Raw genomic sequence first — 25,358 nt, forward strand, 5'->3', positions numbered from 1 at the left:
TGGGACAGATTGCGGAATTGGCAGGGGGCTCGTCGCGCAAGTCAGAGACTCGCACCGTGTCAGAGACTTGCACCGTGTCAGAGACTTGCACCGTGCCGGACGACGACCTTGGTGTTGAGCGGGACTCGCTCATACAGATCGATGATGTCGCCATTGGCGAGGCGGAAACAGCCGGACGAAATCGATTGGCCGATGGTCTCAGGCTGGTTGGTGCCGTGGACCCGGAAAACCGTCGAGCCGAGATAGAGCGCTCGCGCTCCCATCGGATTCCCCGGACCGCCGGCCATGAATCGCGGCAGATAGGGCTGGCGTGCGATCATCTCCGGCGGCGGGCGCCAGTCCGGCCATTCCGCCTTGCGGCTGATCTTGACCAGGCCCGACCACTGGAAGCCTTCACGGCCGACGCCGATGCCGTAGCGCAGAGCGCGGTTATTGCCCTGGACGACATAGAGGAAGCGTTCCGAGGTATGAATCACCACGGTTCCCGGCGGCTCGTTGGAGCGGAACAGCACGGCCTGACGCGCGTAGGGGCCGTCGGCGACAACGGTTTCCTCACCCGAAATGCGCCCCGGCTCGTCACCGATGTCGAGGGTCTCCGCCTCGCCGGCCTTGGGGGCCGCGAATGCGCTGCCGGGCAGTGTCGCGACAGCACCCAAGGCCAGAGCCGCAAGGCCGAGGCAGGTTCCAGCGATTGTCTGCTTCCGTCCGCTTACCCGCATACTGCTCACTCCCGGATTGTAAGATGCGCTCAGGCTCCGCAGCGCACGAAGATGAAGGTTCCATAGCGGCGATGCGCGTCGGGATCGACGAAGCGCATGACCAGCTCCCTGTCGGTCGCGGACAGGATCTCGCGATCCTGCGGGTCGCCGGCGGGAGCCTCGAAGCCGAGGAAGTTCCGTCCGCCCGGTCCGCCCTTGAGCTTGAGCTCATAGAGCTTCGGATCGTCGGCGACATGCATCATGACGCCGTCGGTCGGGCCCTTGGTGATCGAGTAGGGCATGTTGCACTGGGCCTTGGCCTGGGCCTCGGTCCGCTTGCGGTCCTTGTCGGCGTGGAAGGAGGCGATGCCCCATTTCCCGATCAGGCGCTCGCGCGGGATGCTGCTCGGTCCAGCTGCGGCACCGGCGGACGAGCTGCCTGCATTTTCACTGGTTCCGGCGCAGCCTGCTGCGGCCAGCGTGAACGCCGCCGCGGCGAGGCGGGTCAGCATGCCAGATCGAAGAGAAGTTGTTCTGGGAGGGTTTGCACCGCCTGAATGGTGCAGAATTGCCGGGAAAGTGGCTTGGCCTCTGTCGTGTTGCGGTACCACATTACACTCCAGCATCTTCGGACACAGGTCATCATGGACGAAGCCGCCGGCAGAATTCAAGCCATCACTTGCACAAGCATCGATGTATCTTCCGCTGCGAGATCTATGACCTTCCCCACGCGGTGTTGAACGCGCCTGAACAGCGCAGGCGCCTCCCTGGTTATTGGCCTGGAACGGAGTTGGGGCGCGCTTGCAAGCCCAGGAAATGCCGGATGACCGGTTTGTCATGGCCTGTATGGAATTTCGTGACTTCCGCCTGGATATCGGCATCGGCCTGCGAGACACGCCTGTGCTGACGCAGATGCTCGGCCCAGGACTCGACCATGAACCATTCAAGGATGCAGTCGGGGTCGGCGGCATCCTCGCTGACGCCCCAGGCGAAGGCGCCGTCCCGGCGCCGCTCCGGAGCGAGCCGCGCCACCGCCTCGAGGAAGGCGGCCCGGCTTTCGCGAGCGACACGGTACTCGATCGTGATGGTGACGGGGCCGCGATCGTGTTCGACCGGATCGGCGATCGCCGGCTCCGGCCAATGGGTCGAGGGGGTGAGATCGGCCTCGCCCGCCGGTAGCCGCAGGCGCAGGACCGCAACGGCGACCAGCGCGAGCGCGAGTGCTGCGACGAGCAAGGTGGCATGCAGCCCGATTGCTTCGGCAACAAGCCCCCAGAGCAGGCTTCCGGCGGCCGACGCGCCGTTGAAGATCGTGAGGTAGATCGCCAGGCCGCGCCCGCGCACCCAGTTTGGCAGAATGGCCTGTACCGTGCCGTTCAGCGTCGTCAGCGCAGCGATCCAGGCGCCGCCCAGGACGAGCAGCATGAGAATGGCGAGCCATTGCGGTGGCACCGCCGCCAACGCCGCCGTCACGGCGGCCGTGACGAGTGCGGCGCCGAGCATGATGCCGTCGGCATCGAGATGGGCCCGGATCCGCGGCAGCACGATGGCGCCTGCGATCGCGCCGGCTCCTACAGCTCCGAGAAGGAGGCCATAGAAACCGGCGCCCCCGCCGAGCAGCTGTCGGGCAACGAGGGGCAACAGCGCCCAAATGGCGCTGGCGCCGGCGAAGAACAGGACGGCCCGCAGAAGAACCAGGTGAAGCTCTCGACTGGCGCGGGCGTAGCGCAGCCCCGCCCTGAAAGCGCCGCCGAAATGTTCGCGGAGCTCGTCATCGGCGCCGGCGGGGCGCTGCCACCAGAGCAGTGCCGCGATGACGAAGACATAGCTCAGGACGTCGGCGCCATAGGTCGAGGCGGCACCAAAGGCCGCCAGGAGCGCGCCGCCGGCGGCAGGGCCGATCGCGCGGGCAATGTTGATGCCGAGCGAGTTCAGGGCGACGGCATTGCGCAGCTCGGTCATCGGCACGAGCTCGGGGACGATCGATTGCCAGGTCGGCCCCATCAAGGCCGCGCCGACACCGCCGATGAAGGTCAGCCCGACCAGAAGTTCGATCGTCAGCCGGTTGGTCAGGGCCAGCGTCATCAGGACAGCGCTGGTGCAGCCCAGCAGCAGCTGGACGCCGATCAACAATTTCCTGCGGTCGACGATGTCGGAGAGCACGCCGGCCGGGATCGCGAGGAGGAAGATCGGCAAGGTACCGGCGACCTGGATCATGGCGACAGCCGCAGGCGAGCCGGAGAGATCGGTGACCAGCCAGCCGCTTGCGACGTCGCGCATGAAGGAGCCGACATTGCCAAGGACCGTGGCCGCCCAGAGTACGGCGAAGACGGAGTGCTGTAGCGGCGCGAAGGCCGAAGACGCCGGTCTGGCTGCGGTATCGTGTGGCACTTGGGCCATCAGACTCGTGCTCCCCAGCTCGAACGGGCGGAAAGCATCGCCAGCAACACCAGCCCGCCGACAATCGAGACATGCTCGAAGAAGATGTTCTGATGCAGGAAGCGTTCGCCTGCGGGCTTCATCCAGAAGGCATGGGCATAGAGTGTCGCGAGGATTGTGAAGCCGGCCAGCGCCGCCGCGCCGATCCAGGCATAGCGGCCGCCGGCAATCAGCAATGCAGAGCCGCCGAGCTGCGTCAGGATGACGAGCGTGGCGAAGAGTGCGGCAGGCTCGAGCCCGGTCAGACCGCGGACCTCGGCGGTCGCTCCTGCGAAATCGAACAGCTTGGCGATGCCGCTGAGCATGAAGGGCAGCGCCACAGCGATGCGGGCGAGAACAACCAGCCATGACTGGCCAAGGAGCCGTTCGACGGCCTGCTGAGCGGAAGAGAATGGCGAACCGGACATGATCGATCCCTTCGTGCGCTCAGAAGGCCCAGCAGGAGCAGCCAAGAGCTCCCCAGAACGAACCCTCGTCGCGCACCGGCACGGTTGCGGCCAAGGCCGAAGCATGTGCGTGTCCGTGGACGCCGCACGCGCTGGCACAGCCACAGGCGGCCGCGAAGGCATATTTGCGGCCATCCATGCCCGCACGCCTCTGGTAGCCGCCGAAGGTCCTGACCGGTGACCAGTCCGGCATGGCCGGCGGCAGTGGCGGGGCAAGCCCGGCATAGTCGCCGGTGCCGTGAACCGGCTTGCCGCCGAGCAGCGTTAGCACGCTCTCGATGTCCTGGATCTCATCCTCCGGCACGGTCATGTAGTCGCGATCGAGCACGACGAGATCGGCAAGCTGGCCGGTCTTGATCTGGCCCTTCTTGCCTTCCTCAGTCGAGAACCAGGTATTGGCCTGCGTCCAGAGCCGAAGCGCGCTTTCGCGGTCGAGCAGGTTGCGCTGCGGGTAGAGCCTGAGGCCGCCCAGCGTCTTGCCGGTCACGAGCCAGGCGAGCGAGACCCAGGGGTTATAGCTCGCGACGCGGGTCGCGTCGGTGCCGGCACCGACGGGGACGCCGGCCTCGAGCATGCGCGCGATCGGCGGTGTGCGCTCGGCCGCCCTGGCGCCATAACGTTCGACGAAATCCTCGCCCTGGAACATCATCCGGTGCTGCACGGCGATGCCGCCGCCGAGCGCTGCGATGCGATCGATGTTGCGATCGCTGATCGTCTCGCAATGGTCGAAGAACCAGTGCAGCCCCTGCAAGGGCGTGTCGCGGTTGACCTTCTCGAAGACGTCGAGCGCGCGGGTGATGGTCTCATCGTAGGTGGCATGCAGGCGCCAGGGCCAGCGGTTCTCGGCGAGCAGCCGCACGACGGGTTCGAGATCGCCCTCCATCGTGGACGGCATGTCCGGTCGCTCGACCCTGAAATCCTCGAAATCCGCGGCCGAATAGACCAGCATCTCGCCAGCGCCATTATGGCGATAGAGATCATCGCCCTGGCCGGGTTTCACCTGGTTGGCCCAGCCCGCGAAATCGGCGAGCTCCTCCTTCGGCTTCTGCGTGAAGAGATTATAGGCGAGCCGCAAGGTCAGCTCGCCTGCGGCATGCAGTTTCTCGATGATTGCGTAGTCATCCGGGTAGTTCTGGAAGCCGCCGCCTGCATCGATGATGCTGGTCACGCCGAGCCGGTTCATCTCGCGCATGAAATGGCGCGTCGAGTTGAGCTGGTACTCGGGCGGGAGCTTGGGGCCCTTCGCCAAGGTGGCATAGAGGATGTTGGCGTTAGGCTTGGCAATCAGCAGTCCGGTCGGGTTGCCGTTTGCATCGCGCTGGATCTCGCCGCCCGGTGGATCGGGCGTCTCCTTGCCGTAACCGACGGCGCGGAGGGCCGCGGCGTTGAGCAGGGCGCGGTCATAGAGATGCAGGATGAAGACCGGCGTCTCGGGGGCGATCACGTTGATCTCGTCGAGCGTCGGCAAACGCTTCTCGGCGAATTGATGTTCGGTGAAGCCGCCGATCACCCGCACCCATTGTGGCGGCGGGGTCACCGCGACCTGGCGCTTCAGCATCTCCATCGCCTGGGCAAGCGAGCGCACGCCGTCCCAGCGCAACTCCATATTGTAGTTCAGCCCGCCGCGGATGATGTGCATATGGCTGTCGATCAGCCCCGGAATGACACGCCGGCCGCCGAGGTCGACGATCGCAGTCGTCGGGCCGGCCAGAGCGCGCATGTCCTGTTCAGCTCCGACACCGATGAAACGGCCATCGGAGATGGCAGCCGCCTGCGGATCGGGGTTTCTGCGGTCCAGAGTGCTGAAGCGTCCGTTCACGAGAAGAAGGTCGGCGGTCATGGCGGCTTGTCCTGTCGTCGATGTCTGGGCGGCGGCCCGGCCGCCGAGCAGCGTGGAAAGCGCGCCGGCCGCGCCGCCGAGCGTGGTCTGTCTGCGGGTCGGGTTCATGAAGGCTTGCTGCCGGCATCGTTGCGTTCGGCCTGCTTCTCGGCGGAGCGCGCGGGTAGGGCGCCGAAAAGGTGCTCACCGCATTCGCTCTTGAGCCAGCCGATGCTGAGCCGCTCGCCCGCGAGGACGCGCTTGGCAATTGGCACGATCTGCTCCCCGGCCAGGATGCCGAGGAGACCGATCAGCGCCACCACCGGTGGCGCTGGCGAGCGGACATTGAGCAGGCTGTAGATGATGCCGACCAGCAGGCCGGCCCCCAGGGCCAGCAGATAGGGCTTCATATCGACCTCCCTTGGGCTCTGGCCGCCCGACAATCAGCCTTTCACGAAAGCGAGCAGATCGGCGTTGACCAGCTCCGGATGGGTCGCGCAGAGCCCGTGCGGGAGCTTCTCGTAGACCTTGAGCGTGCCGTGCTTCAGCAGCTTGATCGAGAGCAGGGCCGCGTCGGCGATCGGCACGATCTGGTCGTCATCGCCATGCATCACCAGTGTCGGCACCTCGACCGCCTTCAAATCCTCGGTGAAATCGGTCTCCGAGAAGGCCTTGATGCCGTCGTAATGCGCCTTGGCGCCCCCCATCATGCCCTGGCGCCACCAATTCCGGATGATGCCCTGTGACGGGTTCGCGCCCGGGCGATTATAGCCGTAGAAGGGCCCACTCGGCACATCGAGGAAGAATTGCGCGCGATTGGCGGCGAGCGCCTGCCGGAAGCCGTCGAAGACCTCGATCGGCAGCCCGCCCGGATTGGCCGCGGTCTTCAGCATCAGCGGGGGCACCGCGCCGATCAGCACCAGCTTGGCTACGCGGCCCTTGCCATGGCGGACCGTGTAGTGCAGCGCCTCGCCACCGCCGGTCGAATGGCCGACATGAACGGTGTTTCGCAGGTCCAGATGCTCGACCACCGCCGCGGCATCGGCCGCGTAATGGTCCATGTCATGACCGTCTCCGGTCTGGGTCGAACGGCCATGGCCGCGCCGGTCATGGGCGACGACGCGGTAGCCCTTCGCGAGGAAGAACAGCATCTGCGCGTCCCAGTCGTCCGAACTGAGCGGCCAACCATGGTGGAAGACGATCGGCTGGGCGTCTTTCGGACCCCAGTCCTTGAAGAAGATTTCGAGACCGTCCTTCGTGCTGACCTTGGGCATGATCAATGTCCCTCTTGTGCGCCGAACATCGTCTTGGCGTAGATGATGCCGAGACCGTAGGCCCCGCCGAACTTCTTGGCGATGCCGGTGGTGAGATCGTAGGTGTCCGTCCTCGCCCAGTCGCGCTGCAACTCGAGCAGATATTGCAACGCGGTCATCGGACGGGCGCCGGCCTGTACCATCCGCTCGACGGCCCGCTCATGCGCTTCGTCGGAGACGTCTCCGCAGGCGTCGGTGATGACGTAGACTTCAAAACCCTGGTCGATGGCCGAGAGCGCCGGGCCGACGATGCAAACGGAGGTCCAAAGGCCGGCAAGCACGATGCGGCTCTTGCCGATCTCGTTGACGCGCGCGATCACCGCGGCATCCTCCCAGGTATTCATGGAGGTGCGATCGAGCAGCTTCTGGCCGTTGAAGGCGGTCGTGATCTCCTCGAACATCGGCCCGGAGAAGCTCTTCTCGGCGACGGTCGTCAGGATGGCCGAAACGCCGAAGCCGGCGGCGGCATGGGAAATCAGGGCGGCGTTGTTGCGCAATGCCACGGCATCGATCGATTTCGTTGCGAAGGACATTTGCGATTGAAAGTCGATCAGGATCAGGGTGTGATCCTGAGGAGAGAGCAGCAGTTTACCTGGAACCGGAGTTGCGCGAGCCATGAACCAACCTCCATCGCGGCAATGAACACGGCTGCACGCTAGCGCTGCAATACGGCCTCGACCAGTAGTAACCTTATGGATACCGCAAGCTTGCCATGAACAAGATTGAAATAATTGAATTCGACGATAGCAAATGCCGTGTGGAACCTTTGCTCAAGTTCCTTGCCCAGGAATGGATGAGCCATATCATCTGGGTTCTCGGCCAGAATAACGCGCTGCGGTTTGCGGAGCTTCGCCGCGCGCTGCCCGGATCGATCTCCGCGCGTGTTCTTTCCGCCCGGCTCAAGTCACTTGAAGGCAAGGGCTTCGTCATCCGCTGCGACCTGAGCGAGAATGTCCGCCATGTCGAATATAGCCTGACTGAGGAGGGGCAGGCTCTCGACGCCGAACTGAGGCGGAGCGAGGCCTTTTCCCACGCACGGTATGGCCAGGTCCTGGCACGTTCAGCGGGCGAGTAAGCATCCGCGGGGAGAACCACCCCAACGTTGCCGTCTTGAGCCGCCTGGCGTTCAGATCGGTGACATCGTGGGGGTTGCAGCCCTTTACGGCTGGGGGTGGAGAACGCGCCCGCCGAGGCTGGCGCCCTGCAAGAGCCCGACCAGATCGGCCTGGCGTTCGAGGCCCGTTTTCGCGAAGACCCGCTTCAGAGTGGTCCGAACGGTTTCCTCCCCGATGCCGAGGGCGAGCGCGGCATCACGGGGGCGGCTTCCGGCGGCGATCAAGGCAGCGAGCTTCGCCTCCGCCGGCGTCAGGTCGAACAGGCCCTGGATGACCGAAGCGGTCGGGACCTCTCCGGGGACGACCGGCGTTACGACCAGAATCGCATGGGCTTGCGACAGCACATCGTGACCCGCCCCGGTCACCGGCACGAGATGCGCGATGAAGGGCGGATTTTCGCCCTCGGCGGCAATCGGGATCGAGCGGACGGCGGCATCGTGCGGCGCTTTGCCCAGGGCTGCGAACGCCTGGAGAAGCAAGCGGTCCGCAGAAGGATTGGCGAGCCCGAGCCGGGATGGGCGGTCCTGCGCGACATCCGGCATCAGCCTGACGAGGAGCGGATTCGCAGCGAGGGCCTGTCCGCGCCATCCGAGCACGGCTGCAGGAAGGCCGATCATCTCGAGCGCGTGGGCAACGGTGCGGGCCCGCTCCATGTCGAGCCGCGCTGCCAGGATGCCGGCGCGAGCAAAATGGGACCGTGTGCGATCGACCTGCGCGACGAGATCGCGCCCGACCGGCCCCGAGGCATAGTCGCGTTCGGCATGGACGATGATGGTGTCGCCGCTCGGAACCTCGATTGCGGTCGCGACGCCGAAGCCATAGCCACGCGGGATGAAGAAGTCGCGATAGATCGGGTCCTGAGCCATTTCCTGCATGGTGAAGACGTCGGCATCGGTTGCAAAACCGGGATGCTGCAGCGCCATCAGACGTTTGGTCCGCTCGTTGGACGCCCCCGGATAGAGGCTGAGAAAATCGAGCCAAAGCTGCTCAAACGCGGGTGAGGAGTTGACGAAGCGCATCTCCTCGCCCCGGACGGTGCAAAGCACCGCGTCCTTCGCGCTGCAGATATCGGCGAATTTGGCGAGCACGGATGGCCAGAGGCTTGGCACAAGGGCTGCCTCGTAGACGGCATCGATGAGCTGATGCTCGCGTGGATCGCTCATGCCACCCTCCGGTCCTGACCGATCATCGGCCGATACCGCGCTGATTCAGCAATACAACAATAGTAGGGCACTTCGGCCATCAGCCGGCTCACTATCAGACAAAGTCCGGTGCCGGTCCACGATCGACTGAGGCGCGCCGGCGTGTTTCCGGTTCCCAGCGGGCCATTTAGGTCCGTTTGAGAGTCTGGCCCCGGCGTTCGACGGGCCTGGCGGCCGCTTCTCAGAGGAACAACGTCCGGTCAATCCCTTCAGTACGGGCTTTACAATATACATACGACTGTATATTTATTGCGAACTGTGAGGTGACATGATGACGAGCGATAAGAGGAAGGAGCGCGGCGACCGCGCCCGGGCCAACATTCTTCACCATGCAACCCGGATCGCCTCCATCGAGGGGCTGGACGGTCTGACGTTCGGGCGCGTGGCCGCTGATGCGGGGGTTGCACGAGGCAACATCCAAATCCTCTTTGGCGACAGAGAGGCGCTGCAGCTCGCGACGATCGAGAACGGCGTGTCGCTATACACGGACGCCGTCATTGGCCCCGCCAGGGCAAGGCCAAACGCGGTCGAGCGTCTCATCGCTCTTATCGAGGGCTGGTACACATTCGTGGAGCAAAGAACGCTTCCGGGCGGCTGCCTGGTTCACGCGCTGAGCAGTGAATACCGCACGCGTCCGGGACGGATCCGCGATCGGGTGGAGCATCATCGGCTCGAGGCGAGGCAGTGCATCGTCAATCTGTCGATCGAAGCGATGCGGGCGGGAGAGCTTCAGCCCGACACCGATATTGAGCAGCTCGCCTTTGAGCTTACTTCGTATCAGGCATCGGCCAATGTGGCGGCCCTGATGGAGGAAGCCGACCAGTTCGAACTGGCGCGGCTCGCATCCAGGCAGCGGCTCCGGGCGGCGCGGGGTCTAAGATGAGCGGCGACCCATTCCGCTCCGGAGAGCCGGAACACCATCAGCGACCTGCCGCTCGTGGCCGATCTGCGGATTTGTTGGCGAGGCGAGACGGGTTGTCGCCAGCTTTCCGAACCTTCCTTGAAAACCTGAAGTTCATCCTGCCGGGCCCCTAAAGGACCTCTCATCGAACGGCTTCGTGCGCTTGAGGCCGAACGTCTTGATGAGCCGCGCCGCCGCGCCGGCTGCCGGCTCATATCCCAATTGTTCAACCAAACAACTTGGCATCGGTGCTGACATCGCCGGGCCGGAAAGGTCCATTCATGGTCGCTGCGCCGCTGCAAACTCCACGTGAAGTCGATCGGCCGCAGGCCAAGAGCCCATGGCTCCCGGTTTCGATGCTCGCATTCGGTGTCTTTGTCGTCGGGACCGGCGAGTTCGTCTTGGCGGGCTTGCTGCCCCTTCTCAGCAGTTCGCTCAAGATCGCCCCGTCCGTCGCGGGGCAGGTCATCACGATCTTCGCGTTGACCTGCGCACTCGCGGGCCCGGTCCTGACGACGTCCACCGGGGGATGGGACCGAAGAACCGTACTGGTCGCCGCAGTGGTGACTTATCTTGCCGGGAATGTCTGGACTGCGCTCGCGCCGTCCTATGCTCATGTTCTGGCCGGTCAGGTCGTGGCTGCTCTCGGCGTTGGATTATTTGTGCCGACCGCCACCGTAACTGCTGCCGCGATGGTTTCGCCAGCACACCGGGGCCGAGCCATTGCTTTGGTCGTGAGCGGCTTCACTGCGGCGACTGCGCTTGGGGCACCCTTGGGTACAGCGTTCGGCGGGATGTTCGGCTGGCGGTCGACCATGTGGCTTGCAACCGGACTGGCCGTGGTTGGCGTCATCGGGATCGTCATCTCCGTCCCGAAGACAACGACGATCGCGACAGCACCGGGGTTACGCCAGCAAATGCGGTTCCTGCTCGAGCCTCAAATCGCTGCGGTCCTCGGAGTGACCCTGCTGGCCTTCACCGCTGTGTATATGCCCTACACCTATATGGGGATCATCTTTGAAACGGCGACGCAGGGAAACAGTCTCTACCTTGCGGGGCTCATGACAACGCTTGGCGTGGTTGGCACTGTCGGGAACCTGGGCGCCGGTATGCTCGCCGACCGCTTTGGCGGCCGCAGGGTGGTGGCGATCGCCTTGGTCTGGCTCATTCTCAGCCTGGTCGTCCTGCGATTGACCACCGATAACCTGGCATGGGCCTTTGCATTGATCGCGGTCTACGGCATCGCCGCCTTCGCCATTACGACGCCGCAACAGCACCGACTGATCTCCCTGAAGCCTGAAGCCGCCGATGTTCTCGTTTCGCTCAACCAGGCAATCCTGTACCTCGCCATCGCACTATCGGGTTCCATCGGCGGTCTAGGAATTGAGTGGCTGGGCTCGAACAATCTCGGCTTCGTCGCTGCGGTGTTGGCAGGCATGGCATTGGTGCTGTCATTGTCGATGAAATCGGAGAGCCATGCTCACCGATGAGGATGCAATCCGCCTGGTGCAACGGGTATCTGCCATGGAGGGCAGTAACACTTGCACCCGGTCGTAAGACGGTCGCTGTTGCCAAGGACTGTTTGATTTCGCTCATCGCTCGTCGTCTGGTTTGCTATTCATTGCTTTGCAACCAGGACGTCGAGCGCTCACCACGTTACATCTGGCCACGAGGCAAGAGGGGGGCAAATGCGGTCGCCTTGATCTCCACCAGCCCATCTGCCGCGTTGAGTTCAGCGACGGCCAGTTCGACGCAGGCGGGATAGGGGGCGGGAAAGAACTCGTCCCGGACGGCCGCAATCGCGGCCAGTTGTCCTGCTTTGTCCAACGCCAGTCGGTCGCTGCCGAGCACATGAAACATCTGAAGTTCCACGACATCATCCACACGCGCCCCGCATGCGTTCAGAAGCTGTTCCATCAATGTGAAGACACGACGCAATTCGCTACAAAAGCGCTCGGCGTCCATCGCTGTCGATTGCCTGTTGCTGGCGACAAGCCCGGACAGAAATACGAAATCTCCAGCGCGCCGCGCCGGGGCATAATGGAACTGTTCGACATCGTCCTTGAGCACGGCGGGCACCACCACCTTGCCAGTGGACGTAGCATGATCGCGGATCGAACGATTGACCTGTTCTTCCATCGTGTTTCGACTTCTCGGGGGCATGGTTTGGGCACGTCGGCCTGCGATCTACACGTGCAGCGGGGCCATTGACGGAGCGATGAGCGCCTCGAGCTCGTCTCTCGTGGCGCCGTCGCGAGCTTGCATTGAAAGGCCTTGCATCACTGCGCTGTAGTAGTTGGCCAGCACCGGGATATTGCTCGAACCCACCAGGTCACCCTCCGCCACGCCCCGAGCCAGCCTGGCGCGAATACGCATCTCGGTTTCCTCGCGAATGCTCCTGAGCAGTTCGCGCAGTGGTTCGGTTTCAATCTGGCAGTTCACCACGCCGAGGATCAGCAGGCAGCCGCCAGAGTGTGGTGCGCTGAGCGCCGTGTCGATGCTGGCCTGAAGCATGGCGCGGATCGACTCCCGTACGGTGGTGCCTTCGTCGAGCGCGCGCAGGGCGCCAGATCCCGCGGTCGCCACATAGAGCTCTACCGCCTCCCGAAACGCTGATTCCTTCGAGACAAAGGCTGCATAAAAACTCGGCGGCGTAATCCCGATCGCTGCCGTCAGGTCGTTGAGCTGAGTGCCCTCATACCCCTTGGCCCAGAACACTTCCATGATGCGCTGAAGTGCGTGGTCACGGGCAAAGCTGCGCGGGCGGCCTCGGACTGCCATGGTGTTCCTTTCTGTAGCGTGAATTATATAAATCCTTGACCATGGCACGCAAGCCGGGTAGCGAATTTTATAGTAAGAATTATAGAATGGATTGAGTGACAATGGACACTGTCGATCGCAGCAGCCCGGCGAGCTCGGCTTCCGGAACGCCGACAGCGCAGGCCGTGCGGGAAGGACTCCCGGTAGTGGTCTATGTCCTGGGATTGACGATCTTTTCGCTGACCACATCGGAATTCATGGTCGCCGGCATGATGCCCTCGCTGTCGGCCGCGCTTGGCGTAACGATTGCCGAGGTCGGGTATCTGATCTCGATCTATGCGGCGGGGATGGTCGTCGGTGGGCCGCTGCTGACCCTCGCGCTTCTCAAACTCGGAGTTCCAAACAAGCGCGCACTGCTTGGTTTGCTTGCGCTCTACAGTGTTGGAGGGATCATCGCCGCGACGGCGGATGGTTATGGCATCATGGTTGCCGCGCGGATCATCACCGGTGTTGCCGGGTCGGCATGTTTCGGGGTGTCGTTGGCCATCTGTGCCGAAGTCGTTCGACCGGACGCGAGAGGGCGGGCCTCATCGATCGTGCTCGCCGGGTTGATGCTCGCGACGGTCCTGGGCGTGCCGGCTGCGACCTTGATTGATCAGCGCTTTGGCTGGCGAGCGAGCTTTTGGCTGGTCGTCGCGCTCGCGATGCTGTGTGCCGCTATCATAGCAGCATTGGTTCCGGCATCCAGGAAATCGGCCCAAATCAGCTTGAGCACTGAACTGGCATCGTTCCGAAACGGCCAGCTTTGGGCGGCCTATGCCACGAGCGGTCTGATCATTGGCGCGACCTTTGCCGCATTCAGTTATTTCTCGCCGATCTTTACGGATGTGACGGGCTTTTCTCCTGCCACGGTACCCCTGCTGCTCGGCGCTTATGGTGCAGCCAACGTCATCGGCAACGCGATCGTTGGGCGCTTCGCCGACAAGCATACGATTCCGATCCTCGTCGGCGGCCTGATCGCATTGGCGGGGACGCTCGCGACATTCGCAGTCTTTGCCGATCACCGCATTGTCAGCGTCGTTGCTTTCATTGCGATAGGATTGGTCGGGGTCCCCATGAACCCGGCGATGATTTCACGCGTCATGAAGACAGCGCACCCCGGGCCATTGGTGAACACAGTCCACACATCGGTCATCAATATCGGTCTTGCGGCAGGCGCCTGGTTCGGTGGCATCGGTATCGTCGCCGGTTATGGTTTGCGCTCGCCGCTTTGGATCGGTGTCGCGCTGGCGCTGCTCGGTCTCGTCAGCCTCATGCCGCGCAGCGTCAGGAGATCGGTGCAATGACTGCCTAACGGACGCCAAGCAATATCCGGGGATGCAGGCACTCAGACGGTTCGCAGGCCAGGGCAGCCTGGACGGCCAATCGCAGATGCCGTCCGCGATCGACGGTTGGCGTCAAGAGCGGTTGGCGCGTCACCGGCCCAAACTCGGGGCTAAAACGATGGCGGCGTGCAGGCACTTACAACTTCGCAGGCAACCGGCCCCACGCATCTAAACCGATGCGGCCTTCGGCTATCGAAATAATACGCATCGCCGGGGCCCAGTATTCGGCGCTGATCCTCGACCGTGACCTCCAGCCGGCCAATGAGGACAATTCCGCCCTCTTCGCCATCATGGGCGAGCAGCACACGACCTGTGTCGGTCCCTGGTTCGTAGCGTTCCTTCAGGATTTGAAGTGCGCGACCGAACAGGCTCTCGCCCACTTGCCGATACGAAATCCCGCCCTTGCCAATCTCAACCAATTCACTGGCTTGATAGAAGGTCTGTTGCGGCCCGTCAGGCTCCATTGAGAAGAATTCGCTGAGTCCAATGGGAACTCCATCGAGAATTCGCTTCAGGACTCCAACGGATGGGCTAATGGAGTTCGACTCGATCAGCGATATCGACGAATTGGCTATGCCGACACGCCTAGCGAGCGTGCGCTGCGATAGATTGTATTTCTGTCGGATGAATCTAAGGCGAGCACCTACGTCCACAGACACCGAACTCTCCTCCCCGCCAACCCGTGCTTGTCCCGCGACGATCCTCGACACATCTTCGTCCCGTGCGCTTGCCGTGGGACATATGCCAACTGTGTTTGACGCGAAGGGGACAGCTTATCTGTCAAACCGACGCCCACGGGCCCCAAATGAGCTCATTTTCGTGTCGGAGCTTACCGGCATGGCGCAGTCACCCCTCCGACATCGATGCCGATCACCCGCTGTTCCTTCTGTTCAATATCTGCATCGATCTATCTTTGTCTCCTTATAAATCAGCGTCTTATGTTTCATCCGAAACAGACTTGTTGGCAATGACGGAACGTGGCTTGTGGCAGGCAGACAAGGGAGCACGCCATGACCGCCAACACTCCGCCAGCCTCATTGCAGAACGCCCGCTCGCTCGACAGCTACTGGATGCCCTTTACCGCCAACCGGCAGTTCAAGGCCGCGCCGCGGCTCCTCGCCTCGGCCCAGGGCATGCACTACACCACCGATGATGGTCGCAAGGTGGTCGACGGCACGGCCGGGCTCTGGTGCGTCAATGCCGGACATGGCCGCCGCCAGATCACGGAAGCGGTCGAGCGCCAGCTTTCGACCCTCGATTATGCGCCGTCCTTCCAAATGGGGCACACGATCGCCTTCGACTTCGCCGAGCGCCTCGCCGCCCTGGCGCCAGGGGCCGGAGAGGCGAAACTCGATCGCGTCTTCTTCACCGGTTCGGGCTCGGAATCAGTCGATACGGCTCTCAAGATCGCCATCGCCTATCAGCGCGCGATCGGGCAGGGGACGCGAACCCGCCTGATCGGCCGCGAGCGCGGCTATCACGGCGTCGGCTTCGGCGGCATTTCTGTCGGTGGACTGGTCAATAACCGGCGTGTCTTCCCGCAGCTTCCGGGCAGCGATCATCTGCGCCATACGCATGATCTTGCCCGCAATGCCTACACGAAGGGGCTCCCGGAGCACGGCGCCGAACTTGCCGACGATCTGGAGCGCCTGGTCGCGCTGCATGGCGCGGAAACGATCGCGGCGGTGATCGTCGAGCCCGTCGCAGGCTCGACCGGCGTTCTGTTGCCGCCGAAGGGCTATCTGCAGCGCCTGCGCGAGATTGCGACGCGTCACGGCATCCTGCTGATCTTCGACGAGGTCATCACCGGGTTCGGCCGTCTCGGCACGCCCTTTGCGGCCGAGTATTTTGGCGTGGTGCCGGACATCATGACGACGGCCAAGGGGCTGACCAATGGTGCGGTGCCGATGGGCGCCGTCTTCGCCAGCCGCAAGGTGCATGATGCGCTGATGACCGGTCCGGAGGCTGCGATCGAGCTGTTCCATGGCTACACCTATTCCGGCCACCCGATCGCTTGCGCCGCTGGTCTCGCGACGCTCGACATCTATGCCGAAGAGGGGCTCCTGACGCGCGCCGCCGAGCTCGCGGCGAAATGGCAGGAGGCGATGCATAGCCTCAGGGGCGCTCCGCATGTGATCGATATCCGCACCATCGGCCTCGTCGTCGGCATCGAGCTCGAATCGCGCGCTGGAGCGATCGGGGCGCGGGCTTATGACATCTTCGTCGACTGCTTCGAGAAGGGGCTGCTGATCCGCGTCACCGGCGACATCATCGCTCTGTCGCCACCGCTGATCGTCGAGCCCGGGCAGATCGACGACATGGTGTCCCTGCTCGGCGAAGCGCTGAAGCGCGCAGCCTAGAGCAAGCGCCGGTGCATTCGCGGCCATTGCGCTTGCCGCCTTCGACGGAGGGCGTGAGGCGCGCCTCCGCCGGTGCGGCGCTGCCTGCGATCGAGGTAAGGACGCCGTAGGAGAGCAATTCACACCGGGTGTTGCTGCAGCCATTCCAGCAGCAACACGTAGCTGACGGCCAGAAGAACGGGCCCGACGAATAGTCCGAGGAGCCCGTCGACGATCATGCCGCCGATAACACCCATCAGAATGACCGGCATCGGGACATTCAGCCCTCTGCCGAGCATCAATGGTCTGAGAATGTTGTCGCCGAGACCGACGACAATATTCCAGATCAGAAAGATGACTGCCGGCTGCGTTGCTTCGTAAATGAAGACATAGCCGACCACAGGCAGCGTCAGCAAAATCAGCGGCACCTGCATGATGCCCAATATGAGCGCAACAAGGGTCAAGGGACCGGCTGCCTGAATTCCTATGGCGAAGAAGCCCAGGCCTAAAAGCGATGACTGGATCAGAGCAACGCCAACAACCCCGAGTCCCACGCCGCGGATCGTGGCTGCAGTGAGCGTGACCAGTTGCACCGCGCGCTCGTTGCTCCCTGTGACGCGTGTCAACAGGCGTCTAGCGAAGGTTGCTGCGTCCTTGCCGTAGACAATGAGTACCGCGGCGATCGCGAAGGAAAGAACGAATGAGAGTTCGCCAACGGCAAGGCCACCAGCGAACGTAGCCAGCCATGCCAAGGGCCCGCTGAGCAGGTGGCCGTATTTTGCCAGCGCCGCCGGCAGGTTGGAGGCGACGAGTGTCCAGATCTCCGTTAATTTCTTGCCGATCAAAGGGGTGCCATCGAGCCATAGGGGTGGCTGTGGGATGGTTACGTTCTGGCTCTGCAAGGTCGAGATCAGCGAATAGAGCGTCGTCGCAAGCGACGTCACCGCAATCACCATCGGCCCCAGCATCAACACGACGCCGATCAGTCCGATCAGCAGCGCCGATCCACGATTCCCGAGCCGCGGCATCAAGCGCAGATGGAGCGGATACAGCATCACCGCCAGGATCGCTGACCAAATCAAAAGGAATGCAAAGGGAAGCACGATCCGTGCGCAGGCATAGACCAGCAGGGCAACCAGACCGACCCGAATGGCATTGTCGATCATGGTCGATGGGCGACCGAGGTTTGGAGCCTTCCCGTCCATCGATCTGCCCCCTTAAACAGTTTGCTGCAAGAGCCTCGCGTGGTGTGTAGTACTCAGCCCATTCTGGACCAGGTCGGAACTGCGACGAGAATGGGCTGGATCTCCGGTGGACGCAGCGGAAGACGAGTTCCAAGTGCCTGCCTATCCGATTGGCCGAACAACCACGGCTCATCGTTGGCTGACACGCAGAACACAGTACAATGAACGTAAGCCCTGTAAACTAACGTTCTGGCATTCGATGATGTGCCCGGGAATCGGCATGTCCGGTTCCGCTGGCGACTGGCAGAAAGTCGAGTACTCTCCAACGCGCTCGTCAGCGTACCGGCGGCGCACCCATCTTCGCGAGAACAGATTAATCCATCCGAAACGGCGATCTTGACCGGTGAATACGATCGATAGACAGTTCCGGCAGTCGGAAATTCGCTCATGGCAGCTTTCGATCCGTTCGGTGGCCGACGCCTTGTTCTAGCGTTCGACGCACAGATGGAAGCGCTTGCCTTACTATAATGGAAGGCTGCCGCGGTCTGCTTGGGGGCGTGTGGGTGCCTAATCTTACGAGGTTTCATCTGATGGAGCCCAAAGAGAAAAGGCGCGCCTCTTTCTTCGCCCTCGCGCAACAATTCCGTGTGATAGGGCCAATTCTGTCCGGAGTTCTGGTTGTCATGATCGGGCTCGGGATTGGTGATTGAGCGCATCGTCCTGACCGGTCTTGTTGCAGCGGGCAGCGTCCAAGCGCTCCGCGCGACGGAGATCGATTTTACTGACGAGAAATAAGGTTCAACTGAGAACGCCTGGAGTGACGCCCGGAGCCCAAACGAAGGTGCCAGTTCCAAGACAGGGAAGGCCTACCTGATGGCAATGATTGCGCCGCTGCTCCGAGAAATCCGCCACAATGCCATTCTCTGGCTGTTGGCGATGGTACCCGCAGTATTCATCGCCCAGCGCCTCAAGCCCGAAGCACATACACTCCTGTTCGTGCTTGCCGTACTTGCACTCGTACCCTTGGCGACGTTGCTGAGTCACGCGACGGAGTCCGTTGCCGTGAAGACAGGTGATGCCGTGGGCGGCCTTCTCAACGCCACGTTGGGCAACCTGACCGAGCTGATCATTGCGCTGGCCGCGCTACGCGCCGGTGAATTCACGTTGGTGAAGGCGTCCATCGCCGGAGCGATCGTGACCAACACTCTGTTCATGCTGGGGGCGTCATTTCTGATCGGCGGTCTCAAATACCATGTGCAGGACTACAATCGGGTCAGTGCCCGCCTCCAAACGAGCCTTCTCTTTCTTGCCGTTGTCGCCATGCTGGCTCCGTCGATCGTTCCCGATGCGGGCTCCGTGGCGTCATCGAGCTTCGCCCATCAATTGAGCGTGGGTCTGTCGGTGCTGCTGATCGGGACCTATGCGTTGGGCTTGGTATTCTCGCTCAAGTCACACCGGGAGTTCTTCGGCAGCACGGATACAGCGGAGGCCGGCGAAGAGGCATTTCCGCTGGGCTTGGCTCTCGCGACCCTGGCCGGCGTTACGGTCCTCGTGGCACTGGTCAGCGAAGTCTTCATCGAATCCGTCCAGCAAGCCGCTGTTGCGTTGGGAATGACGCCTGCGTTTGTAGGATTCATCGTCGTGGCGCTGGTCGGCGGCGCTGCCGAAATGGCCTCGGCGTTCTCCGGCGCGAGCAGAAACCGGCTTGACCTGAGCGTGGGCATCGCCTTGGGAAGCGCATCCCAGATCGCGCTCTTCGTCGCTCCGGTGCTGGTCCTGCTCAGCTACGTCATCGGTCCAGCGCCGATGAATTTGCTGTTCTGGCCGGGCGCGGTGGTCATGGTGCTCATTTCCACGCTGACCGCGTTCCTGACGACCAGCGGTGGTCGCTCGACCTGGTTCGTCGGCGTGCTCCTGCTGATGGTCTATCTGATTTTCGCCATGACGCTTTACCTTCTGCCGCCAAATATGCAGTAGGCGAAGCGGCCCGATCTTGGCCCGCGAGCCGGCCATCGGCCCGACCGCCGGCCGGCGCATCGGGTCGATGCAATCCTGTGCATTGCGAGGCCTGTCCCCGCGATGCCAGCTTGGCCTCCTGTCGATCTGGCTGACGAGACGCGGCCCTTGCGCCGCGTCATGCCAATGGAGGGGCCTGCCTTGAGCGAACCTTGCGATCTCAGTGCCGTCGAGGCGCGCGCCCTGATCGGGGCGAAGTCCCTCTCAGCCAGCGAATTGCTGGAAAGCTGCATCCGCCGCATCGATGCCGTCGACCCGGCCGTCAATGCCATGGTTGCGCGCGATGACGAGCGAGCGCGGGCGGCGGCGAGAATGGCAGATGAGGCGACGATGCGCGGCGATGCTCTCGGCGCCCTGCATGGCCTGCCGGTCGGCATCAAGGATCTCGAGAATGTCGCGGGCCTGCGGACGACCTATGGCAGCCCGCTGTTTCGGGACTTCGTGCCGCCTGAAGACCAATTGATCGTCGCCTCGGTCCGCAAGGCCGGCGCCATCATCGCCGGAAAGACCAACACGCCGGAATGGGGCGCCGGCGCGAACACGCGCAATGCCGTCTATGGCGTCACCGGCAATCCCTTCGATCCCTCCAAATCGGCGGCCGGCTCCTCCGGCGGGTCCGGCGTCGTGCTGGCAACCAACATGGTGCCGATCGCGACCGGCTCGGATACGGGCGGCTCGCTGCGCAATCCGGCGGCCTTCAACGGCGTCGTCGGCTTTCGGCCGACACCGGGGCTGGTCCCGAGCGATAAGCGACCCTTCGGCTGGAACCCGCTGAGTGTGCTGGGCCCGATGGCGAGGACCGTGCCCGACCTCTGCCTGCTGCTCTCGACCATGGTCTCGGACGATGCCTGCGATCCGCTGGCAACGACGATCTTCGGCCAGACCGTGCGCAAACCGGAGGATTTCGCGCGGCCGGCCGAGATCGACCTTGCCTCGCTGAAGGTCGCGTTGACGCCCGATTTCGGTTTCGCGCCGACCGAGCGGCATATCCGTGAGGTCTTTGCCGAGAAGACCGGGTTGTTCAATCACCTCTTTGCCGTCGCTGACGAGGCGACGCCCGATTGCAGCGGCACGGACGAAACCTTCGAGGTCTTGCGCTCGCTCTCCTTCCTGGCCTCGATGCATGAGCGGGTGCGCGACACGCCCGAACAGGTCGGCCCCAATGTTCGCGCCAATGTCGAGGAAGGACTGCGCTACAGCGCACTCGACGTCACCCAGGCGCTGAAGCAGCAGACCGTGCTCTACAAGAACTGGCAGAGCTTCTTCTCGCGCTTCGACGTCATCCTGTCGCCGGCCGTGACGTTGAGCCCGCGGCCCTGGAGCGAACTCTATCCGGCCGAAATCGACGGCAAGGCGACGCGAACCTATTTCCACTGGCTGGCACTGGCCTATGCCGTCACCGTGGTCGGCCACCCCGCGATCTCGCTGCCGGTCGGACTGGATCGCAACGGCATGCCATTTGGTTTGCAGATCGTCGGTCCGCGCGGCGGCGACGCCAAGGTGCTTGCCGTTGCGGCGGCCCTCGAGCGGGTGCTGGCAGGCGATCCACGTACGGCGCGACCGGTGCCGGACATCGCCGCGCTGGCGAAGGCTCGACGCCTGAGCGACAGTCCAGGGTTCCTGGGGTTCGACTGACGCGCCGTCGCCGCCAATACAATGACAAGAGGGGATTTCCGTTGAAGCGCCGTATATTCTTGAAGGGGGCCGTCGCAGCCGGCCTCGGCAGTGCCTCGTTGACGTCTCTCGCCCGGGCCCAGGCCGGGCGCTCCACGCTGATGAAATTCGTGCCGCAGGCCAATCTGAGCGCGCTCGACCCGATCTGGACCACCGCGACCGTGACCAATAATCACGGCTACTATGTCTTCGACACGCTCTTCGGCGCCGATATGGACTTCAAGCCGCAGCCACAAATGGCCGAAGGGCACGAGGTGCTGAACGATGGCAAGACCTGGCGCATCGCGCTTCGTGACGGTCTGGTCTTCCATGACGGCGCGCCGGTCAAGGCCGCCGATTGCGTCGCCAGCCTGAAGCGCTGGTGCCAGCGCGACCCGTACGGGCAGTTGCTGGCCAAGGTGGTCGAGAGCTGGCAGGTCGTCGATGACCGGGTCTTCGAGATCAAGCTGACGCGCGCCTTCCCGACGATGCTCGAGGCTCTCGCCAAGGTCGATACGCCGCCCTTCATCATGCCCGAACGGCTGGCCGTGACCGATGCCAGCAAGCAGGTGACGGAGATCGTCGGCTCCGGCCCCTACCGCTTCATCCCGGGCGAGTATGTCTCCGGCAGCCGGGTGGTCTACGAGAAATTCGCCGGCTACAAGCCGCGTCCCGAGCCGGCGAGCCGCAACGCCGGCGGCAAGACCGGCTATTTCGAGCGGGTGGAATGGCAGGTCCTGCCCGATCCCGCGACCGCGGCTTCGGCCCTGATGAAGGGCGAGGTCGACTGGTGGGAGCGTCCGTTGACCGACCTGCAGCCGCTGCTCGCGAGCAATCCCGAGATCAGGCGGGAGGCGACCGACACCTCCGGCCGGATGGCGATCATGCGGTTGAACCACCTGCACCCGCCCTTCAACAATCCCAAGGTGCGCCAAGCCGTTCGCATGGCGGTCAACCAGGAGGATTACATGCAGGCGACGCAGGGCGACGACACCACGCTCTGGCAGACCTGCCGCAGCCTCTGGCCGCGCGGCACGCCCTATTATACCGGCGAGCAGGAAGACCTGATGCCGCAAAACCTGGACAAGGCGAAGGCCGCCCTGGCGGCGTCCGGTTATGCTGGCGAGAAGGTCGTCATCATCAGCCCCACCGATTTCCCCGATATCGGCCCGCTCGGGCAGGTCACCGGTGAATTGCTGCAGCGTCTCGGCATGAATGTGCAGATGGCCGACAGCGACTGGGGCACGGTCGTGCAGCGTCGCGGCAATCGCGAAAGCGTCGAGAAGGGCGGCTGGAGCATATTTCACACCACCGGCCCGGCGGTGGGCTGGAGCAACCCGGCCCTGTCGCTGCTCGTCCGTGGTCAGGGAGCGAAGGGCTGGTTCGGCTGGTGGGAGAACGAGACCGCCGAGAAACTGGCCGAGGAGTGGCTCTACGCCGCCGATGCGGCTGGCCAGAAGAAGGCGGCCGTTGCCCTGGCGCGGCTGGCGCTGGAAGAGGTTGCGACCATCCCGCTCGGCCAGTTCGTTATTCGCACGGCCTATCGCAAGAGCCTGACCGGCATGCTGCCGGGCTCCGCGCCCTATCCGTGGGGCCTGCGCCGGGCCTGACCGGCGCAGGGCGGAGTCGCGTCAGGCCGCAGGGGCTGCCGCGACCGCGGCCGACCAGGGCGATACGAGATCGCTGCAACCCTCCGCGCCGTCGGTGTCGGCGCGGATCAGGTTCGGGCAGGCGAAGTTGATCGGCAGCACCCCGTGCTCGACGATCGAGACCGGTCCGGCCGCTTCCAGCGCATCGAGAACATCGTCGGGCAGGCGGCAATCGGCGCTGGTCGAATCCGGCCCGGAGACGTCGATGCGCGGCGCATGGGCGGCCTCGCCGACGTCCATGCCGAAATCGAGCGTCCAGGCCAGGCTCTGGTAGACGCTGGCGAGGATGCGCCGGCCGCCCGAGGCGCCCATGGCAAACCGCGGCCAGTTGCCGTCCTTCGGAGTCACCACGACCGGGCACATGTTGCAGAGCGGTCGCGCGCCAGGGGTGATCGCATTGGCGCTGCCGGGGCGCGGATCGAACCACATCATGCCGTTGTTCATCAGCACGCCGGTCTCGGGCAGCACGACGCGGCTGCCCATCGACGAGAGCAGCGTGGTGGTAATGGCGACAAGATTGCCCTCGCCATCGACCACGGTCAGATGCGTGGTGCAGGTGTCGGCCGGTTCCGGTGCAGCTTGTGCGGCGCCGAGTCCGGAGAGGCGCTCGGCATAGGCCTCGCGCATCACCGTCGAGAGCTTTGCGAACCAGGCGGCGTCCGGGCCTCCCGTCGGCGGAGCGACTGCCGCCATGCCTTCGACGACTGCGGCGAGCGTCGGGGCGGCCGTCAGCCCGCCGGCCGTGTGCAGCAGATGCGTTCCGCGCCAGTCGATCACGGGAGCCTGCCGGACGGTCGCTTCGCAGCCTGCGAGGTCGGTCGCATCGACGACGCCGCCCACTGCCGCGATATCGGCTGCGAGGCGCCTTGCGGTTTCGCCTTCGTAGAAGTCGCGCAGGCCGGCCTCGGCCAGGCGCTCCAGGGTCGCTGCAAGATTGCCGAGCCTCATGAAGCCCGGGACACCTTGATAGGGCGGCACCGGCGGCAGGCCGCCAGGCAGATAGATGCGGGCGCTTTCTTCATAGAGCCGCAAGACCGAGGCCGAGGAGGCGATCTTCAGCGTCGTGTACCAGTCCTGCGCCAGCCCGCGCCTGGCGAGCGCGATCGCAGGGGCGAGGAGGTCGGAGACCGGCAGTCCGCTGCCGAAATGCTGTTTCAGCGCCGCATAGCCCGCAACCGACGAAGGGATGCAGAAGGAGAGCGGTCCGTGGATATTGCGGTCGTCCACCACCTCCGGCCAGGTGAAGAGGTCCTTCTTCATCGCGCCGGTCAGCGGGTAGTCCGCCGGATCGGCGCGACGGGGCGCGACGGGGCCGAAATCGATGACCTGCGCCCGCTGCTCACCGGCCTTCAGCACGACCGCGAAGCCGATGCCGCCGAGACCGCTGTTCCAGGGTTCGACCGCGGCGAGCGCGAAGCAGGCAGCGACGGCGGCGTCTGCGGCATTGCCGCCGGCGTCCAGGATCGCTGCGCCGGCTGCGGCTGCCTCGCGGTTCTGCGAGACGACAATGCCGTTCTTTCCGCGCGCCGAGGGCTTGGTCAGGTTCCAGTTCTGCGTCCGGTAGACAGTCTCACGCGCGCTCTTGGCAACGGCCATATATCCAACTCCCCTTGTTCGAGGGCGCATGCTTCCACGATTCCGCGGCGCGGCGGAAGGCTGGCAAAGCAGGCCCGCCCTGCGATCGGCTCGGGGGCGGCTCTGCTGCGGCGGCAGGGTTCGCGACCCCAGGTTGAGGATGTCGCAGCAAATGGCTGGCGCAATGCGTGCGAGCCATTAATCTTGGAACGGATTGAACCTCCGCCGCATTCGCAGCGACAAACCTGCGAGCCGGCATGCAGGGCCCCGCGCGATGCATACCGAGTCCGACGAAGACCTCGTCAAGCGGATCGCCTCGGGCGACCGGCTCGCGATGAAGGTGCTGTTCTCGCGGCACCAGGTGCATGTCTTTCGTTTCGCGCTGCGGCTCGTGCGCGACGAGACGGTTGCGGAGGATGTGATCAGTGACGTCTTCATGGACCTCTGGCGGCAGGCGGACCGGTTCGAGGCGCGCGCCAGCGTCACGACCTGGCTCCTCGCCATCACCCGCAACAAGGCCTACTCGCTGCTGCGCAAGCGGCGCGAGGCTGGCCTGGACGACGAATTCGCCGAATCCATCGAGGACGAGGCGGACGATCCTGAAATCGTGCTGCAGAAGCAGGACAAGGGTCTCGCGATCAGGGCCTGCCTCGGGAAACTCAGCCTCGAACACCGCGAGGTCATCGATCTCGTCTATTATCACGAGACCTCCGTGGAGGAGGTGGCGCGGATTGTCGGCATCCCCGAGAACACCGTCAAGACGCGGCTCTTCCATGCCCGCAAGAAGCTGGGCGAGCTGCTCAAGGCGGCCGGGATCGATCGGGGCTGGCCATGAGTGCTTTCGGAGGCCGGTTCGATCCGCCC

General features: G+C 63.9%; 23 protein-coding genes. 9 read left to right on the forward strand and 14 right to left on the reverse strand.

Annotation, left to right across the window (positions count from 1 at the left end):
- Positions 1–77 precede the first annotated feature (77 nt).
- The 8 genes from AC1DW9_RS08235 to AC1DW9_RS08270 all read right to left on the reverse strand — a co-directional run bounded on the left by AC1DW9_RS08235 (position 78) and on the right by AC1DW9_RS08270 (position 7,332).
- Positions 78–719, reverse strand: a complete 642-nt coding sequence (locus tag AC1DW9_RS08235) for a L,D-transpeptidase (protein WP_441487823.1) — start codon at positions 717–719, stop codon at positions 78–80.
- Between the two features lie 29 nt (positions 720–748).
- The gene (locus AC1DW9_RS08240) at positions 749–1,210 is read right to left on the reverse strand and encodes a hypothetical protein (protein WP_441487824.1); all 462 of its coding nucleotides are present in this window, start codon (positions 1,208–1,210) and stop codon (positions 749–751) included.
- Positions 1,211–1,469: 259 nt separating this feature from the next.
- Complete coding sequence (locus AC1DW9_RS08245) at positions 1,470–3,098, reverse strand: MFS transporter (protein WP_476775318.1); 1,629 nt, start codon at positions 3,096–3,098, stop codon at positions 1,470–1,472.
- Positions 3,098–3,544 (reverse strand): DoxX family protein, encoded by a 447-nt coding sequence (locus AC1DW9_RS08250; protein WP_476775319.1) that lies wholly within the window; start codon positions 3,542–3,544, stop codon positions 3,098–3,100. Before AC1DW9_RS08250 ends, AC1DW9_RS08245 begins: the two co-directional genes overlap by 1 nt.
- A gap of 19 nt (positions 3,545–3,563) precedes the next feature.
- Complete coding sequence (locus AC1DW9_RS08255) at positions 3,564–5,531, reverse strand: amidohydrolase (protein WP_476775320.1); 1,968 nt, start codon at positions 5,529–5,531, stop codon at positions 3,564–3,566.
- On the reverse strand, positions 5,528–5,812 hold the full coding sequence (locus AC1DW9_RS08260) for a XapX domain-containing protein (protein ID WP_441487828.1): 285 nt from the start codon (positions 5,810–5,812) through the stop codon (positions 5,528–5,530). The genes AC1DW9_RS08255 and AC1DW9_RS08260 overlap by 4 nt, the downstream gene beginning before the upstream one ends.
- Positions 5,813–5,845: 33 nt before the next feature.
- Positions 5,846–6,676 carry an alpha/beta fold hydrolase gene (locus tag AC1DW9_RS08265; RefSeq protein WP_476775321.1) on the reverse strand — a complete coding sequence of 277 codons (831 nt, stop codon included), beginning with the start codon at positions 6,674–6,676 and terminating at the stop codon, positions 5,846–5,848.
- Between the two features lie 2 nt (positions 6,677–6,678).
- Complete coding sequence (locus AC1DW9_RS08270) at positions 6,679–7,332, reverse strand: hydrolase (RefSeq protein ID WP_441487830.1); 654 nt, start codon at positions 7,330–7,332, stop codon at positions 6,679–6,681.
- Positions 7,333–7,427: 95 nt separating this feature from the next.
- Here AC1DW9_RS08270 and AC1DW9_RS08275 point away from each other — a divergent pair, with 95 nt between their 5' ends.
- A complete protein-coding gene (locus AC1DW9_RS08275) occupies positions 7,428–7,790 on the forward strand; it encodes a winged helix-turn-helix transcriptional regulator (protein ID WP_476775322.1) in 363 nt (120 codons plus the stop codon).
- 84 nt (positions 7,791–7,874) lie between these two features.
- Here the strand turns inward: AC1DW9_RS08275 and AC1DW9_RS08280 are convergent, their stop codons facing one another.
- Entirely contained in the window at positions 7,875–8,993 is a 1,119-nt protein-coding gene (locus tag AC1DW9_RS08280; RefSeq protein WP_476775323.1) for a helix-turn-helix transcriptional regulator, read from the reverse strand.
- A 307-nt stretch (positions 8,994–9,300) separates the two neighbouring features.
- On the opposite strand from AC1DW9_RS08280, the gene AC1DW9_RS08285 reads away from it, so the two are divergent.
- Positions 9,301–9,915, forward strand: coding sequence for a TetR/AcrR family transcriptional regulator (locus tag AC1DW9_RS08285; protein WP_476855067.1), 615 nt, complete (start codon positions 9,301–9,303; stop codon positions 9,913–9,915).
- A gap of 299 nt (positions 9,916–10,214) precedes the next feature.
- Positions 10,215–11,423, forward strand: a complete 1,209-nt coding sequence (locus tag AC1DW9_RS08290) for an MFS transporter (RefSeq protein ID WP_476775325.1) — start codon at positions 10,215–10,217, stop codon at positions 11,421–11,423.
- Positions 11,424–11,589: 166 nt separating this feature from the next.
- On the opposite strand, the gene AC1DW9_RS08295 is transcribed toward AC1DW9_RS08290, so the two are convergent.
- Both AC1DW9_RS08295 and AC1DW9_RS08300 read right to left on the reverse strand, forming a co-directional pair.
- Positions 11,590–12,072 (reverse strand): Rid family hydrolase, encoded by a 483-nt coding sequence (locus tag AC1DW9_RS08295; RefSeq protein ID WP_476775326.1) that lies wholly within the window; start codon positions 12,070–12,072, stop codon positions 11,590–11,592.
- 48 nt (positions 12,073–12,120) lie between these two features.
- On the reverse strand, positions 12,121–12,657 hold the full coding sequence (locus AC1DW9_RS08300) for a TetR/AcrR family transcriptional regulator (RefSeq protein WP_476855068.1): 537 nt from the start codon (positions 12,655–12,657) through the stop codon (positions 12,121–12,123).
- A gap of 158 nt (positions 12,658–12,815) precedes the next feature.
- Here AC1DW9_RS08300 and AC1DW9_RS08305 point away from each other — a divergent pair, with 158 nt between their 5' ends.
- Positions 12,816–14,039: an MFS transporter gene (locus AC1DW9_RS08305; RefSeq protein WP_476775328.1), complete on the forward strand. Its 1,224-nt coding sequence runs from the start codon at positions 12,816–12,818 to the stop codon at positions 14,037–14,039.
- A 149-nt stretch (positions 14,040–14,188) separates the two neighbouring features.
- Here the strand turns inward: AC1DW9_RS08305 and AC1DW9_RS08310 are convergent, their stop codons facing one another.
- On the reverse strand, positions 14,189–14,737 hold the full coding sequence (locus AC1DW9_RS08310; protein ID WP_476775329.1) for a cupin domain-containing protein: 549 nt from the start codon (positions 14,735–14,737) through the stop codon (positions 14,189–14,191).
- A 351-nt stretch (positions 14,738–15,088) separates the two neighbouring features.
- Between AC1DW9_RS08310 and aptA the strand changes: the two genes are divergently transcribed.
- On the forward strand, positions 15,089–16,438 hold the full coding sequence (gene aptA, locus AC1DW9_RS08315) for an omega-aminotransferase AptA (protein WP_476775330.1): 1,350 nt from the start codon (positions 15,089–15,091) through the stop codon (positions 16,436–16,438).
- A 119-nt stretch (positions 16,439–16,557) separates the two neighbouring features.
- On the opposite strand, the gene AC1DW9_RS08320 is transcribed toward aptA, so the two are convergent.
- Positions 16,558–17,622, reverse strand: a complete 1,065-nt coding sequence (locus AC1DW9_RS08320) for an AI-2E family transporter (protein WP_441487840.1) — start codon at positions 17,620–17,622, stop codon at positions 16,558–16,560.
- Between the two features lie 861 nt (positions 17,623–18,483).
- Between AC1DW9_RS08320 and cax the strand changes: the two genes are divergently transcribed.
- The 3 genes from cax (at position 18,484) to AC1DW9_RS08335 (ending at position 22,880) form a co-directional block, all read left to right on the forward strand.
- Positions 18,484–19,578 (forward strand): calcium/proton exchanger, encoded by a 1,095-nt coding sequence (gene cax / locus AC1DW9_RS08325; RefSeq protein WP_441504503.1) that lies wholly within the window; start codon positions 18,484–18,486, stop codon positions 19,576–19,578.
- 180 nt (positions 19,579–19,758) lie between these two features.
- Entirely contained in the window at positions 19,759–21,252 is a 1,494-nt protein-coding gene (locus tag AC1DW9_RS08330) for an amidase (RefSeq protein WP_441504287.1), read from the forward strand.
- Between the two features lie 41 nt (positions 21,253–21,293).
- Positions 21,294–22,880, forward strand: coding sequence for an ABC transporter substrate-binding protein (locus AC1DW9_RS08335; RefSeq protein ID WP_441504288.1), 1,587 nt, complete (start codon positions 21,294–21,296; stop codon positions 22,878–22,880).
- Positions 22,881–22,901: 21 nt separating this feature from the next.
- On the opposite strand, the gene AC1DW9_RS08340 is transcribed toward AC1DW9_RS08335, so the two are convergent.
- Entirely contained in the window at positions 22,902–24,515 is a 1,614-nt protein-coding gene (locus tag AC1DW9_RS08340; RefSeq protein WP_476775332.1) for a gamma-glutamyltransferase, read from the reverse strand.
- A gap of 253 nt (positions 24,516–24,768) precedes the next feature.
- On the opposite strand from AC1DW9_RS08340, the gene AC1DW9_RS08345 reads away from it, so the two are divergent.
- A complete protein-coding gene (locus AC1DW9_RS08345) occupies positions 24,769–25,329 on the forward strand; it encodes a sigma-70 family RNA polymerase sigma factor (protein WP_476775333.1) in 561 nt (186 codons plus the stop codon).
- Positions 25,330–25,358: the final 29 nt, after the last annotated feature.

Source organism: Allobosea sp. P4_E12 (assembly GCF_056401655.1).

Coding starts and splice junctions, on each gene's coding strand:
- AC1DW9_RS08235 (WP_441487823.1), bottom strand. CDS start 719: ATGCGGGTAAGCGGACGGAAGCAGACAATCGCTGGAACCTGCCTCGGC.
- aptA (WP_476775330.1), top strand. CDS start 15,089: ATGACCGCCAACACTCCGCCAGCCTCATTGCAGAACGCCCGCTCGCTC.
- AC1DW9_RS08320 (WP_441487840.1), bottom strand. CDS start 17,622: ATGGACGGGAAGGCTCCAAACCTCGGTCGCCCATCGACCATGATCGAC.
- AC1DW9_RS08275 (WP_476775322.1), top strand. CDS start 7,428: ATGAACAAGATTGAAATAATTGAATTCGACGATAGCAAATGCCGTGTG.
- AC1DW9_RS08260 (WP_441487828.1), bottom strand. CDS start 5,812: ATGAAGCCCTATCTGCTGGCCCTGGGGGCCGGCCTGCTGGTCGGCATC.
- AC1DW9_RS08345 (WP_476775333.1), top strand. CDS start 24,769: ATGCATACCGAGTCCGACGAAGACCTCGTCAAGCGGATCGCCTCGGGC.
- AC1DW9_RS08250 (WP_476775319.1), bottom strand. CDS start 3,544: ATGTCCGGTTCGCCATTCTCTTCCGCTCAGCAGGCCGTCGAACGGCTC.
- AC1DW9_RS08290 (WP_476775325.1), top strand. CDS start 10,215: ATGGTCGCTGCGCCGCTGCAAACTCCACGTGAAGTCGATCGGCCGCAG.
- AC1DW9_RS08270 (WP_441487830.1), bottom strand. CDS start 7,332: ATGGCTCGCGCAACTCCGGTTCCAGGTAAACTGCTGCTCTCTCCTCAG.
- AC1DW9_RS08340 (WP_476775332.1), bottom strand. CDS start 24,515: ATGGCCGTTGCCAAGAGCGCGCGTGAGACTGTCTACCGGACGCAGAAC.
- AC1DW9_RS08305 (WP_476775328.1), top strand. CDS start 12,816: ATGGACACTGTCGATCGCAGCAGCCCGGCGAGCTCGGCTTCCGGAACG.
- AC1DW9_RS08240 (WP_441487824.1), bottom strand. CDS start 1,210: ATGCTGACCCGCCTCGCCGCGGCGGCGTTCACGCTGGCCGCAGCAGGC.
- AC1DW9_RS08285 (WP_476855067.1), top strand. CDS start 9,301: ATGATGACGAGCGATAAGAGGAAGGAGCGCGGCGACCGCGCCCGGGCC.
- AC1DW9_RS08265 (WP_476775321.1), bottom strand. CDS start 6,676: ATGCCCAAGGTCAGCACGAAGGACGGTCTCGAAATCTTCTTCAAGGAC.
- AC1DW9_RS08295 (WP_476775326.1), bottom strand. CDS start 12,072: ATGGAAGAACAGGTCAATCGTTCGATCCGCGATCATGCTACGTCCACT.
- AC1DW9_RS08280 (WP_476775323.1), bottom strand. CDS start 8,993: ATGAGCGATCCACGCGAGCATCAGCTCATCGATGCCGTCTACGAGGCA.
- AC1DW9_RS08300 (WP_476855068.1), bottom strand. CDS start 12,657: ATGGAAGTGTTCTGGGCCAAGGGGTATGAGGGCACTCAGCTCAACGAC.
- AC1DW9_RS08245 (WP_476775318.1), bottom strand. CDS start 3,098: ATGGCCCAAGTGCCACACGATACCGCAGCCAGACCGGCGTCTTCGGCC.
- AC1DW9_RS08255 (WP_476775320.1), bottom strand. CDS start 5,531: ATGAACCCGACCCGCAGACAGACCACGCTCGGCGGCGCGGCCGGCGCG.